This window comes from Streptomyces sp. HNM0574 (assembly GCF_012726235.1).
Taxonomy (GTDB): domain Bacteria; phylum Actinomycetota; class Actinomycetes; order Streptomycetales; family Streptomycetaceae; genus Streptomyces.
In genome coordinates this window covers 40,598-53,349 of record NZ_JAASAH010000001.1, presented here as the reverse complement: position 1 = coordinate 53,349, position 12,752 = coordinate 40,598, and the positions used below count along the sequence as shown (strand labels likewise).

The following is a 12,752-nucleotide window of genomic DNA, read 5'->3' as shown; positions in this document are numbered from 1 at the left end:
AAGCGTCCCGATGCCATGACGTGATCAGGCTGTGACCGCTTCTTCGAGCAACGCCAGCGCCCTGCCGGTGAGTTCCCCCCGGTCGGCGGCCGCGCCGCTGAGCCAGTGCACCCGCGGATCGCGGCGGAACCAGGAATCCTGACGGCGCGCGAAGCGCTTGGTGGCGCGTACGGTCTCGGCGCGCGCCTCCTGGTCGGTGCACTCGCCCGCGAGCTGTGCGAGCACCTGCTGGTAGCCGAGCGCCCGCGAGGCCGTCAGCCCGTCCCGCAGGCCCGCCGCCTCCAGCGCGCGCACCTCCTCGACGAGCCCGCCGTCCCACATACGGTCCACCCGCAGCGCGATCCGCTCGTCCAGCTCGGGGCGGGCCACGTCCACCCCGAGCTGCACCGTGTCGTAGACGGCCTCGTGCCCCGGCAGGTTCGCCGTGAACGGGCGGCCGGTGATCTCGATGACCTCCAGGGCGCGCACGATCCGGCGCCCGTTGCTCGGCAGGATGGCGTGCGCGGCGCCCGGGTCGGCCTCGGCCAGCCGCTGGTGCAGCACCCCGGAGCCCCGCTCCGCCAGCTCGGCCTCCAGCCGGGCCCGGACGGCGGGGTCGGTGCCGGGGAACTCCATCGCGTCGATCGCCCCCCGCACGTACAGCCCCGAGCCGCCCACCAGGACGGGGGTGCGGCCCGCGGCGCGGAGCCGGTCGATCTCGGCCCTGGCCAGCCGCTGGTACTCGGCGACGCTCGCCGCCTCGGTGACCTCCCAGACGTCCAGCAGGTGGTGCGGGACGCCCTGCCGCTCCTCGTGGGTCAGCTTCGCGGTGCCGATGTCCATGCCCTTGTAGAGCTGCATCGAGTCCGCGTTGACGACCTCACCCCCCAGATGTCGCGCCAGCGCGACTCCCAGATCGGACTTGCCCGCGGCCGTGGGGCCGACGACGGCGACGACGGGCGGGAGGCTGGAGGGGGGAGACGATGCGGCGTTCACCCGGTAAGTCTCGCAAACACCGTCCTCGCCCTTCGAACGAGCGACGTGACAGGCGGCGCACGGGCGTCGTTGCCCGGGCGGGATTCCGACAGCCGGCCGACCGGACCGGCGGAACCGGACTGCACCCTGGCGCTCCGGCGAGGGCGGAGTCCCGCCCGCACGATTCAGGTCTGGAGACCAGCACATGGGTGTGTTCGCACGACTTCTCGGCCGCTCCTCGGACAGGACGCCGAAGCCCGGAAGCGGCGCGGCGGCGGAGACCGCCGACGGCGCGGTCGAGGCGCACGGGGACAAGACCGGAGGGGACGCCACCGGCAGCGACGCGGAGCCCGCCTCCGGCACCGCCGCTTCCGCCCCGCCGGACGGGACGGAAGCGGAACCCGCCGCCGGGACGTCCGAAAGCGCCGGTACGGCCACGATCCCCGCACCGTCCGACGGTACGGAGAAGGCGGGAGCCACTGCCGAGGCGGACGGCGGGGACGATAATGTCGTCAGCCCCGACGGCGTCGGTATTCCGAAGCAACAGTCCGCCGACGAGGCAGCCGACAGCGGGACGGGTGACAGTTCACGCACGTAGTCGTCGCCGACGTACTGGGAGGAAGGTGGCCACCATGAGCTTCATGGACAAGGTCAAGGGCATGCTGGGGCAGCACGGGGACAAGGTCACGAAGGGAATCGACAAGGCCGCGCAGGTGGCCGACTCGAAGACCAAGGGCAAGTACAGCAACCAGATCCGCTCCGGCACCCAGAAGGCCAAGGACGCCACCGAGCGTCTCGGCCGCGAAGGCGGTCAGGGCGGCTCCGGCAACGGCGGCGGCAAGGGCCCCGGCGGCGCCTGACCCCCACGGCCACCGCGGCGGCCGAAGCCGCGGACGGCGTCAAACGCGTGCGGGCGTACGCTCCCTCCCGGGGCGTACGCCCGCAGCCGTTCACCGGCCGTCGCATCCGCGAACCCCGAAGCGGGGTGCCGCGAAGGTCAGGTCCAGCTGGCGACGAGGTAACCGACGCCGTACGGGGCGTCCTCGTACAGCAGCCGCCCGTCCAGGCCCGCGCCCTCGGCGGCGCCCGCGAGCACGTGCCAGCTGGAGCGGCCCGAGACGTTCAGCTCGTAGGCCAGTTCCTCGTCGAGGGCGAGCAGCGCACCCGTGTCGGCGCTGCCCAGGGCGCGGCCCGCCTCCGTGTCGAAGGCGATCGCGCGGTCGTCGAAGTAGCCCGGGGCCTTCAGGGTGCGGCAGTTGCTGCCGTCGCCCATCACGAGCAGCGCCAACCGGTCGGTGTCGCGGGCCAGTTGGGCGCCCGCGGCGGTGCAGCGCTCGCGCGAGAGCGGTTCGCCGACGCCGAGTCCCTCGACGGGGGCGGCGCGCCACTTGGTGCGCTCCAGCAGCCAGGCGCCGACCGCCAGCGAGGGCGGCAGCTCCCGCTGGGCCGGTTCGCCCGAGCCGAGCGTGACGTCCAGACCGACGCCGAAACCGCGGAACGAACCGCGGGCGCCCTCCGGGTGGGTGCCACGTCCGGCCTGGTCCGCCGGACCGACCACGACGAGCCGGTCGGGACGGGCCGCGGCGAGCACACCGAGCGCGTCGTAGCAGGCTTCACGGGCGTCGTTCATCTCGGAGGCGGCCCCGCCGGCCACCTCGGGTACGAGCAGGGGCGGACAGGGGCACACGGCAGCGGCGACAAGCATGCCGCGCAGCTTAAGCGGACCGGGCCGCGCATCCCATACCGGGCACGTGCGTAACCGGGGGAATCAGCCGACTTCCAGGTTGACGCCGCGGCACGGCGAACGCCCGGCGCTCCCGCACCGGGCGTCCACCTCGAGATGACGGAGAGTCAGCAGGCGCTGCAGCCGCCGGTGTCCGCGGGCAGCGGCGCGGGGGCACCGACCGTGGGCAGGCCCAGCATGACGCCCTGGGGCGTCTCCTCCTGCGGCTGCGCGTTGCGCATCTCCCAGGCGTCGCCCGCGCGGGTGCGGCGCACCGGGCCCGGGGTGCCCTCGGCCAGCAGGTGGTGCGGCGCCGCGTAGGTGACCTCGACGGACACCATGTCGCCGGGGCGGACCGGCTCCTCGGGGCGCGTGAAGTGCACCAGCCGGTTGTCGGGGGCGCGGCCGGACAGCCGCCGGGTGCTGTCGTCCTTGCGGCCCTCGCCCTCGGCGACCAGGACCTCCACCGTGCGGCCGACCTGCTTCTTGTTCTCCTCCCAGGAGATCTCCTCCTGGAGGGCGACCAGCCGCTCGTAGCGCTCCTGCACGACCTGCTTCGGGATCTGGCCGTCCATCTCGGCGGCCGGGGTCCCGGGGCGCTTGCTGTACTGGAAGGTGAATGCCTGCGCGAACCTGGCCTCCCGCACGACGTGCAGGGTCTCCTGGAAGTCCTCCTCCGTCTCGCCGGGGAAGCCCACGATGATGTCCGTGGAGACCGCCGCGTCCGGCATGGCGGCGCGCACCTTCTCGATGATCGAGAGGAAGCGCTCCTGCCGGTACGAGCGGCGCATCGACTTCAGCACCCGCGACGAGCCGGACTGGAGCGGCATGTGCAGCTGCGGCATGACGTTCGGCGTCTCCGCCATGGCGGCGATCACGTCGTCGGTGAAGTCGCGCGGGTGCGGCGAGGTGAAGCGGACGCGCTCCAGGCCCTCGATCTTCCCGCAGGCGCGCAGCAGCTTGCTGAACGCCTCCCGGTCACCGATGTCGGAACCGTAGGCGTTGACGTTCTGGCCGAGGAGGGTGACCTCGGTGACGCCCTCGGCGACGAGCGCCTCGACCTCGGCGAGGATGTCGCCGGGCCGGCGGTCCTTCTCCTTGCCGCGCAGCTGCGGAACGATGCAGAAGGTGCACGTGTTGTTGCAGCCGACGGAGATGGAGACCCAGGCCGCGTACGCGCTCTCGCGCCGCGTCGGCAGCGTCGAGGGGAACGCCTCCAGGGACTCGGCGATCTCGACCTGCGCCTCCTCCTGGACGCGCGCACGCTCCAGCAGCACCGGCAGCTTGCCGACGTTGTGCGTGCCGAAGACCACGTCCACCCAGGGCGCCTTGCGCACGATGGTGTCGCGGTCCTTCTGCGCCAGGCAGCCGCCGACGGCGATCTGCATACCGGGCCGGGACGCCTTCTTGGGGGCGAGCTGTCCGAGATTCCCGTACAGCCTGTTGTCGGCGTTCTCCCGCACCGCGCAGGTGTTGAAGACGACGACGTCCGCCGCGTCGGCATCCTTGGGGGCCCGTACGTACCCGGCGTCCTCCAGCAGGCCCGCCATCCGCTCGCTGTCGTGGACATTCATCTGACAGCCGAACGTCCGCAGCTCATATGTCTTCACAGTCATCTCGGTCGACCAGGGTACGCGGTCCCCGCCGTCCCCCGCCCCTCCCCTCGGAAGCCGCAGGCTGGCAGTATCCCCGCATGCCGAAGCTCCCTCTCCCCCGCCGCACGGTGCGGCGGCGTGCGCTGCGGGCCGCCGGGGCCGCGGCCGCCGCGACCGGGCTGCTGCTGTGGTGGACACTGCCCGGCGGCCCGCCGGAGCCGAAGGGGCGGGTCACCCTGGCGACCGGCGTCCCGACCGGGGTGTACGCGCGGTACGGGACGCTGCTGAAGGAACGGCTGGAGCGCGACCTCCCCGAGGTCGACCTGCGGCTCCAGGAGAGCCAGGGCTCGGTGCAGAACGTGCACCGCGTCGCGAAGGGAAAGGCGGACTTCACCGTCGCCGCCGCCGACGCCGTCGCCCTGTACCGCGAGGAGGCCGGGCCCGGCGCCGGGGGGCTGCGGGCCTGCGCGCGGCTGTACGACGACTACATCCAGCTGATCGTGCCCGCCGGGTCCGACGTCCGCAGCGCGAAGGATCTGCGCGGGCTGCGGGTCGGGGTGGGGCAGGAGCGGTCCGGGGTGAACCTGATAGCGGGGCGGCTGCTGAAGGCGGCCGGACTCGACATCGACAAGGACGTCGAGGCCGTGCCCGAGGGCATCGACCGCATGCCGGGACTGCTGGAGGACGGCGAACTGGACGCGTTCTTCTGGTCGGGCGGGCTGCCCACCGGCGCCGTGGGACGGCTCGCCGCGCGCTCCCCCGTCCGTCTCGTCCAGCTCGGCGACCTGCTGCCCGCGCTGCACGCCAAGCAGGAGGAGACGCGCTACTACCGCTCCGCCGTCATGCCGCCGGACGCCTATCCCGACGCGCAGCAGGGCGAGCCGGTCAAGACGCTCGCCGTGGCCAACCTGCTGGTCACCTCCGACCGGACGGGCGCGGCGCTGACCGAGGGCATCACCCGCTCCGTCATCGACAGCCGCAACCACATCGGCCGCCAGGTCCACGCGGCGCAGAAGGTCGACCTGCGCACGGCCATCTACACGGACCCGCTGGACCTGCACGAGGGCGCGGCCCGCTACTACCGCTCCGTCAAGCCGTAGCGTGCGCCCCCGCGCTCCCGGCCGTGCCGCCGCGCGGGTCTCGGGGGCGCCGTGCCGGGGAAGACCCTGTCACCGGGTCCGTCGTGGTCACCGTCTCCGCGCGCCGGGTCCGCCGCCGTGAGTGCCGTCCGCCCCACAGAACGGAGCCGTCCGTCATGCACGATGACCGCAGCGTTGTCGAGGACCGTCTGCGCCGGGTGCTGGAGGAGCGCCTCCGTCCCGCCGTGCACAGCGACCCGGTGCCGCTCACCGTCGAACGGTGGGACGCCGGGGGCGAACCCCCGCCCGCCGCCGACGCGATCGCCGCCCCGTACGGGCCCGCCGCCGTCGGGGACGCCTGGGGGCCCGCCTGGGGCACCACCTGGTTCCGGGTCTCCGGGCGGGTGCCGCCGGAGTGGGGCGGCCGCGCCGTGGAGGCGCTGCTGGACCTCGGCTTCGAGCGGAACATGCCGGGCTTCCAGTGCGAGGGCCTCGTCCACCTCCCGGACGGCACCGCCGTGAAGGGGCTGCACCCGCGCAACGACTGGACGCGGGTGACGGACCGGGCGCGGGGCGGCGAGGAGGTGCTGCTGTACGTCGAGGCGGCCTCCAACCCGATCCTCAACACCCCGCAGACGCCCACCCGTCAGGGCGATCCGCTCACCGCGCACGACCGGCCGCTGTACCGGCTGCGCCGGATGGACCTCGCGCTGTTCGAGGCGGAGGTGTGGGAGCTCGTGCAGGACCTGGAGGTGACCGGCTCCCTGATGCGCGCGCTCCCGCTGGAGGACGCGCGCCGCTGGGAGCTGCTGCGCGCCGTCGAACGCGCGCTGGACGCCGTGGACCTGGCCGACGTGGCGGGCAGCGCCGCGCGGGCGCGGGGCGCGCTCGGCGAGGTGCTGGCCGCGCCCGCGCGCCCCTCGGCGCACCGGGTGAGCGCCGTCGGGCACGCGCACATCGACTCGGCGTGGCTGTGGCCGCTGCGCGAGACGGTGCGGAAGGTGGCGCGTACGGCGTCCAACGTGGTGGCGCTGATGGACCGCGATCCGGACTGTGTGTTCGCCATGTCGCAGGCGCAGCAGTTCGCCTGGCTGAAGGAGCACCGGCCCGAGGTGTACGCGCGGGTGAAGGAGAAGGTCGCGGAGGGCCGGTTCGTGCCGGTGGGCGGCATGTGGGTGGAGTCGGACACCAACATGGTCGGCGGGGAGGCCATGGTGCGGCAGTTCGTGCACGGAAAGCGGTTCTTCCTCGACGAGTTCGGCATCGAGACCCGCGAGGTGTGGCTGCCCGACTCGTTCGGTTACACGGCCGCCATGCCGCAGATCGTGCGGCTGGCGGGGGCCGACTGGTTCCTCACCCAGAAGATCTCCTGGAGCGGGACGAACGCCTTCCCGCACCACACCTTCTGGTGGGAGGGCATCGACGGGACCCGCGTCTTCACCCACTTCCCGCCGGTGGACACCTACAACTCCGACCTGGGCGGACGCGAACTCGCCCACGCGGCACGGAACTTCCGGGAGAAGGGCGCCGCCTCGCACTCCCTGGCGCCCTTCGGCTTCGGCGACGGCGGCGGGGGCCCGACCCGCGAGATGCTCGCGCGGGCGGCCAGGACCCGCGATCTGGAGGGCTCCCCGCGCGTGACGGTGGAGGCGCCGGAGCACTTCTTCCGCAAGGCGCACGAGGAGTACGGGCAGCGGGCGCCCGTATGGGCCGGCGAGCTCTACCTGGAGCTGCACCGGGGCACCTACACGTCCCAGGCGAAGACGAAGCAGGGCAACCGGCACAGCGAATCCCTGCTGCGGGAGGCCGAGTTGTGGGCCGCCACCGCCGCCGTGCGGAACGGCTTCCCGTACCCGTACGAGCAGTTGGACCGGCTGTGGAAGACGGTGCTGCTGCACCAGTTCCACGACATCCTGCCCGGCTCCTCCATCGCCTGGGTCCACCGCGAGGCCCGCGAGACCTACGCGCGCGTCACCGCCGAACTGCGGGAGATCGTCGACGCGGCACAGCAGGCCCTCGCCGGAGAGGGGCAGGTGCCGCTGGAGTTCAACAGCGCACCGCACCACCGGGACGGCATCCCGGCCGGCGGCGCGGACGCCGTCCCGGACGGGGCACGAGGGGACGTCGCCGCGGAGCCGCACGACGGCGGCTACGTGCTGGACAACGGGCTGCTGCGGGTCACCGTCGACGCACGCGGACTCGTCGTCTCCGCCTACGACCTGCGCGCCGGACGCGAAGCCCTCGCCCCCGGCCGGGCCGCCAACCTGCTCCAGATCCACCCGGACCTGCCCAACCACTGGGACGCCTGGGACGTCGACGCCTTCTACCGCAACACCGTCACCGACCTCACCCAGGCCGAGGAACTCACCCTCGACACCGGCACCCCCGGCACCGCCACCGTCCGCGTCGTCCGCGGCTTCGGCGACTCCCGAGCAGTGGAGCGGCTGAGCCTCACCGCCGGTTCCGCGCGGCTCGACATCGACACCGAGATCGACTGGCACGAGCAGGAAACCTTCCTCAAGGCCGCCTTCCCGCTGGACGTGAAGGCCGAACGGTCCGCCGCCGAGACCCAGTTCGGCCACGTCTTCCGGCCCACCCACACCAACACCACCTGGGAAGCGGCCAAGTTCGAGATCTGCGCACACCGCTGGCTGCACGTCGGGGAACCGGGATGGGGCGTCGCCCTCGTCAACGACTCCACCTACGGGCACGACGTCACCCGCACCATCCGCGAGGACGGCGGACAGACCACCACCGTGCGCCTCTCCCTGCTGCGCGCGCCCCGCTACCCGGACCCCGAGACCGACCAGGGCACCCACCGGCTGCGCTACGCCCTCGCCCCCGGTGCCGGCATCGGCGACGCCGTGCGCGAGGGCCACCGCATCAACCTGCCCGCCCGCGGGCGCAGCGGCGCCGGGCCCGTCGCACCCCTGCTGACCTGCGACAACGACGCCGTCGTCGTAGAGGCTGTGAAGCTCGCCGAGGACCGCAGCGGCGACGTCGTCGCCCGGCTGTACGAGGCGAGCGGCGGGCGGGCGCACGCCGTACTGTCCCCCGGCTTCGCCGCCGCCTCGGTGACCGAGACCGACCTGCTGGAACGCCCGATGGACGGCACCGCCGGCGGCCCCGGACCGCGCCACCGGCTGCCCGCCACGGGCCCGGTCGGGGCCGTGCCCCTCACCCTGCGCCCCTTCGAGATCCTCACCCTGCGCTTCGCGCGGCCGTGAGGCACCGGACCGTCAGACCGTGAGCCGTTTCTCCGGCGCGAAATGCCGGACCGCACGGTCCAGAGCCGCGACCTCCTCGCCGGGGCCCGCGAGTTCGACCACGTACCGCCGGCCGTGCAGGCCCGGAGTCGCCGGCTGCGCCGTCACCACACGGCAGCCCAGCGGCGTCTCCGGGTCGTCGGAGATCCGCTCCACCGGATACACGTCGGCGAACGGCTCCCGCGCCTGCCCCGTCCGCACCACATGCGGCGGCTTCCCGCGCCCGGACGCCCCCGGCACCGCGCCGACCACCCGCACGGCGGCGATCTCCGCCCACCGCAGGCCCTGCCGCCGCCTGCTCCCCCGCTGCAGCCACACCCCCTCGTCGTCCACGGCCAGCCGCGGCGCCGCCAACTCCCGCACCAGCGGCGCCCGGAGGGCCGCCACCGCCGCCACCGCGTACACCCCGACGACGGCCACCGCCGCGCCCGCGCCACCACCGGCCAGCGCCGCCGCCGGCACGGCCAGCAGCACACCGGCCGCCAGCGCGGCCAGCGGCAGACCGAGCAGCAGCTCCCCTCTCGTCGGCCGTCTCCGGCGCCGCGCAGGCCGGACGGCGGCCGTCACCACCGCGGGTTCCGGGCGCACGTCCTGGGGCTGGGCCTGAGGCTCCGGCTGGGCCTGGGCCTGGGGCTGGGTCAAGGGCAGAGTCCCCCTCTCCGGCGAAGTCATGCGCGGCACCCTAGTGCAGCGCGGGGCGCCCCGGCGCCGGAACCGGACTGTCCGTCAATTCCCTTACGAGTGAGGTTCGTTGCGCGGAACGGTGAGGGTGACGACCAGCCCGTTCGGCTCGTTCGCGCGGTACGCGATGCCCGAACCGCAGGCCGCCAGCAGCGCACGCGTGATGGACAGGCCCAGACCCGAACCCGAGACGTTCTGATGCCGCCCGCTGCGCCAGAACCGGTCCCCCACCCGCTCCAGCTCGTCCTCCGTCAGACCCGGACCCCCGTCGGCCGTCTCCACCGTCACCCACTCCCCCTCAGAGGTGACCGTGACCGTGACCGACTCGCCCTCAGGGGTGAACTTCACCGCGTTGTCGACCACCGCGTCCAACGCGCTCGACAACGCCACCGGATCCGTCCACCCCGTCGCCGCCGCCTGCCCGGCAGCCGACAGCGCCACCCCCTTGCACTCCGCGGCGGGACCCCACGCCGCGATGCGCTCCCGCACCAGAGCCGCGACGTCCGTCAGCCGCAGATCCGCCGCCGTGTGCTCCGCCAGCGCCAGATCGAGCAGATCGTCCAGCACCCGCGCCAGCCGCTTCCCCTCCGCCCGCACCGACGCCATCTCCGCACTGTCCTCCGGCAGTTCCAGCGCCAGCAGCTCCATCCGCAACAGCAGCGCGGACAGCGGATTGCGCAACTGGTGCGAGGCGTCCGCGACGAAAGCACGCTGCTGCTCCAGCACCTCCTCCACGTTGTCCGCCATCTCGTTGAACGAACGCGCCAGCCGCCGCAGTTCGGGCGGCCCGCCCGAGGCCGCCACCCGCGACTTCAGCCGCCCCGTCGCGATCTCGTGCGCCGCCCGGTCCAGCGTCCGCACCGGCCGCAGCACCCAGCCCGTCAGCCGCAGCGCCGCACCCACCGCCAGCAGCATCGCGAACGCCTCACCCGCGATCAGCGGAACCCACCGCTCCACGATCCGGGAACGCAACTGCCCCGTGGGCGAGTCCGTCAGCACCACCGCCACCACGTCCCCGTCCCGGATCACCGGCGAGGCCACCGCGATACGCCCCCGCTGCCACGGCCACACCTGCGGCGGATCGTGACTGCGCCGCCCCGCCAGCGCCTCGGCGAAAGCCCGCGCGCCCTCCCCGTCCCGGGGCACCGCCCAGTCCTCCGGAGCCTTGCCCATCGCGTCGCCGTCCCGGTCGAAGACACCGGCCCGGATGCCGTACAGCTCGTGATAACGGCCCAGTTCGTCCCGCAGGATCTCCACCCGCTCCCGCGTCTCGCTCGGCTCCGTGACGAACTGCGCCAGCGCCGCGAAACGCGCCGTGTCGTCGATCCGGTCGATGACGACGCGCTGCTGCTCCGCCGCCGCCTGGCTCGCCGCCAGCGGGAACCCCAACGCCAGCAGCACCCCCGCCATCAGCAGGATCAGCAGCGGAAGAAGACGACTGCGCACGACAGGCCCGGCCCGCGGCCGCTACGCGCCGGACCCGCGGCGACGGCGCGCAGGCGCCCCCGCGGCGGGCTCGACGAGCCGGTACCCCACACCCCGCACGGTCTCGATCAGCGCGGGCAGCCGCAGCTTGGAACGCAACGAGGCCACATGGACCTCCAGCGTGCGCCCCGTCCCCTCCCAACTGGTGCGCCACACCTCGCTGATGATCTGCTCCCGGCGGAACACCACACCGGGACGCTGCGCCAGCAGCGCCAGCAGGTCGAACTCCTTACGGGTCAGCGGCACGGCAGCGCCGTCCACCGCGACCCGCCGCGTCTCCAGCTCCACCGTCACCGCACCGAGCCGCAACGTGCCCACCGGGGCGGCCCCGTCACCCTGCGCCGGAACCGCCGCACCGTCCCCCGGCTCGTCGGCCGGCACCCGGCGGCTCACCGCATGGATGCGCGCCAGCAGCTCACCCGTGTCGTACGGCTTCACCACGTAGTCGTCAGCGCCGAGATTCAGCCCGTGAATCCGGGACCGCACATCGGCCCGCGCCGTCACCATGATGACCGGAGTGGTGCTCACCTTCCGGATCCGGCCGCACACCTCGAACCCGTCCCGGTCCGGCAGCCCCAGATCCAGCAGCACCACACCGAACGGCGGGCCGTCCCCGCCCGGCAGCAGATGCCGCAGCGCGTCCTCGCCGGTGCGCGCGTGCACCACGTCGAAACCGTGCCGGGACAGGACGGCGGAGAGCGCCCCGGCGACGCGGTCGTCGTCCTCGACGAGCAACAGCCTCATCGGACCCTCTCCTCCCTCTGCTCCTGTACGTACCCGCGCCCACGCGCCCTTCCGACACCCGCCGTTCACCGGCACTGCATCCACGCGCATCCGCACAGGGGAGTCAAGACCCCCTCCGCCCGCGAAAGGGTTCGTTACGCAGCCGGTACGCCCCCGTCACGCATACGGTCACGACAGGGAACAGCGCGTGCCCCACCGGTCACCCGAGGACAACAACCGCCCCGCCGGACACCCGCCGAACCGCCATCTGCGCCGTCTTGACCCGGTGTGGCCGTTCGCGGCCGGATCGTTATGCTCAATTTCAGCTCAGATGTAATGACGCTGGTAGCAGCCGCTCACTAAGGTCCTCGCAACCGACGAGGACGGAGCTACACGCCGATGAGCGAAGTATCGGTGACCAAGAACCCCGGCGGTCCCGAGCCGTCGACGGACGATCTGGTCGTACTGGACAACGTCAACAAGCACTTCGGTGCGCTGCATGTCCTCCAGGACATCGACCTGACCATCAAGCGCGGTGAGGTCGTCGTCGTCATCGGCCCCTCCGGGTCCGGCAAGTCCACGCTGTGCCGCACCATCAACCGCCTGGAGACGGTCGACTCCGGCAGCATCACCATCGACGGCAAGCCGCTGCCCCAGGAGGGCAAGCAGCTCGCCCGGCTGCGCGCCGACGTCGGCATGGTCTTCCAGTCGTTCAACCTCTTCGCGCACAAGACCGTGCTCGAAAACGTGACACTGGGCCAGACCAAGGTCCGCAGGACGGACAAGCAGGCGGCCGAGACCAAGGCACGCGCCCTGCTCGACCGGGTCGGCGTCGGCACCCAGGCCGACAAGTACCCGGCGCAGCTCTCCGGCGGCCAGCAGCAGCGCGTCGCCATCGCCCGCGCACTGGCCATGGACCCGAAGGTGATGCTCTTCGACGAGCCCACCTCCGCGCTCGACCCCGAGATGATCAACGAGGTCCTCGAGGTCATGAAACAACTGGCCGAAGAGGGCATGACGATGGTCGTCGTCACCCACGAGATGGGCTTCGCCCGCTCCGCCGCGAACCGCGTCGTCTTCATGGCCGACGGACGCGTCGTCGAACAGGCCACGCCCGAGGAGTTCTTCAACAACCCGCGCAGCGACCGGGCGAAGGACTTCCTCGCGAAAATCCTGCAGCACTGACGGCTGCCCCGCGCGGCCCCAGGCCGCGCCCGGACAGCCCCACCCGGCCGAAGCGCCCACG

At 73.0% G+C, this 12,752-nt stretch carries 11 protein-coding genes; 5 read left to right on the top strand and 6 right to left on the bottom strand.

Annotated elements, in window-relative coordinates:
• Positions 1-24 precede the first annotated feature (24 nt).
• Entirely contained in the window at positions 25-975 is a 951-nt protein-coding gene (miaA, locus tag HCC30_RS00200; protein ID WP_169439878.1) for a tRNA (adenosine(37)-N6)-dimethylallyltransferase MiaA, read from the bottom strand.
• A gap of 184 nt (positions 976-1,159) precedes the next feature.
• Here miaA and HCC30_RS00195 point away from each other — a divergent pair, with 184 nt between their 5' ends.
• Complete coding sequence (locus tag HCC30_RS00195) at positions 1,160-1,552, top strand: hypothetical protein (protein ID WP_169439877.1); 393 nt, start codon at positions 1,160-1,162, stop codon at positions 1,550-1,552.
• Between the two features lie 34 nt (positions 1,553-1,586).
• Complete coding sequence (locus HCC30_RS00190; RefSeq protein ID WP_169439876.1) at positions 1,587-1,814, top strand: antitoxin; 228 nt, start codon at positions 1,587-1,589, stop codon at positions 1,812-1,814.
• Positions 1,815-1,951: 137 nt separating this feature from the next.
• Here the strand turns inward: HCC30_RS00190 and HCC30_RS00185 are convergent, their stop codons facing one another.
• Entirely contained in the window at positions 1,952-2,659 is a 708-nt protein-coding gene (locus HCC30_RS00185) for a class III extradiol dioxygenase subunit B-like domain-containing protein (RefSeq protein ID WP_169439875.1), read from the bottom strand.
• A gap of 146 nt (positions 2,660-2,805) precedes the next feature.
• On the bottom strand, positions 2,806-4,293 hold the full coding sequence (gene miaB, locus HCC30_RS00180) for a tRNA (N6-isopentenyl adenosine(37)-C2)-methylthiotransferase MiaB (protein ID WP_169439874.1): 1,488 nt from the start codon (positions 4,291-4,293) through the stop codon (positions 2,806-2,808).
• Positions 4,294-4,370: 77 nt separating this feature from the next.
• On the opposite strand from miaB, the gene HCC30_RS00175 reads away from it, so the two are divergent.
• Both HCC30_RS00175 and HCC30_RS00170 read left to right on the top strand, forming a co-directional pair.
• Complete coding sequence (locus HCC30_RS00175) at positions 4,371-5,372, top strand: TAXI family TRAP transporter solute-binding subunit (RefSeq protein ID WP_169439873.1); 1,002 nt, start codon at positions 4,371-4,373, stop codon at positions 5,370-5,372.
• A 155-nt stretch (positions 5,373-5,527) separates the two neighbouring features.
• Positions 5,528-8,578: a glycoside hydrolase family 38 C-terminal domain-containing protein gene (locus tag HCC30_RS00170; RefSeq protein ID WP_169439872.1), complete on the top strand. Its 3,051-nt coding sequence runs from the start codon at positions 5,528-5,530 to the stop codon at positions 8,576-8,578.
• 12 nt (positions 8,579-8,590) lie between these two features.
• Here HCC30_RS00170 and HCC30_RS00165 read toward each other — a convergent pair whose 3' ends face one another.
• From HCC30_RS00165 to HCC30_RS00155, 3 genes are all read right to left on the bottom strand, one after another.
• Positions 8,591-9,259, bottom strand: a complete 669-nt coding sequence (locus tag HCC30_RS00165) for a hypothetical protein (RefSeq protein WP_169439871.1) — start codon at positions 9,257-9,259, stop codon at positions 8,591-8,593.
• Between the two features lie 93 nt (positions 9,260-9,352).
• On the bottom strand, positions 9,353-10,744 hold the full coding sequence (locus tag HCC30_RS00160) for a HAMP domain-containing sensor histidine kinase (protein ID WP_169439870.1): 1,392 nt from the start codon (positions 10,742-10,744) through the stop codon (positions 9,353-9,355).
• A gap of 21 nt (positions 10,745-10,765) precedes the next feature.
• Positions 10,766-11,527, bottom strand: a complete 762-nt coding sequence (locus tag HCC30_RS00155) for a response regulator transcription factor (protein WP_169439869.1) — start codon at positions 11,525-11,527, stop codon at positions 10,766-10,768.
• Between the two features lie 378 nt (positions 11,528-11,905).
• Here HCC30_RS00155 and HCC30_RS00150 point away from each other — a divergent pair, with 378 nt between their 5' ends.
• Complete coding sequence (locus HCC30_RS00150; protein ID WP_169439868.1) at positions 11,906-12,691, top strand: amino acid ABC transporter ATP-binding protein; 786 nt, start codon at positions 11,906-11,908, stop codon at positions 12,689-12,691.
• Positions 12,692-12,752: the final 61 nt, after the last annotated feature.

Coding starts and splice junctions, on each gene's coding strand:
- HCC30_RS00195 (WP_169439877.1), top strand. CDS start 1,160: ATGGGTGTGTTCGCACGACTTCTCGGCCGCTCCTCGGACAGGACGCCG.
- HCC30_RS00190 (WP_169439876.1), top strand. CDS start 1,587: ATGAGCTTCATGGACAAGGTCAAGGGCATGCTGGGGCAGCACGGGGAC.
- HCC30_RS00185 (WP_169439875.1), bottom strand. CDS start 2,659: ATGCTTGTCGCCGCTGCCGTGTGCCCCTGTCCGCCCCTGCTCGTACCC.
- miaB (WP_169439874.1), bottom strand. CDS start 4,293: ATGACTGTGAAGACATATGAGCTGCGGACGTTCGGCTGTCAGATGAAT.
- HCC30_RS00175 (WP_169439873.1), top strand. CDS start 4,371: ATGCCGAAGCTCCCTCTCCCCCGCCGCACGGTGCGGCGGCGTGCGCTG.
- HCC30_RS00170 (WP_169439872.1), top strand. CDS start 5,528: ATGCACGATGACCGCAGCGTTGTCGAGGACCGTCTGCGCCGGGTGCTG.
- HCC30_RS00155 (WP_169439869.1), bottom strand. CDS start 11,527: ATGAGGCTGTTGCTCGTCGAGGACGACGACCGCGTCGCCGGGGCGCTC.
- HCC30_RS00150 (WP_169439868.1), top strand. CDS start 11,906: ATGAGCGAAGTATCGGTGACCAAGAACCCCGGCGGTCCCGAGCCGTCG.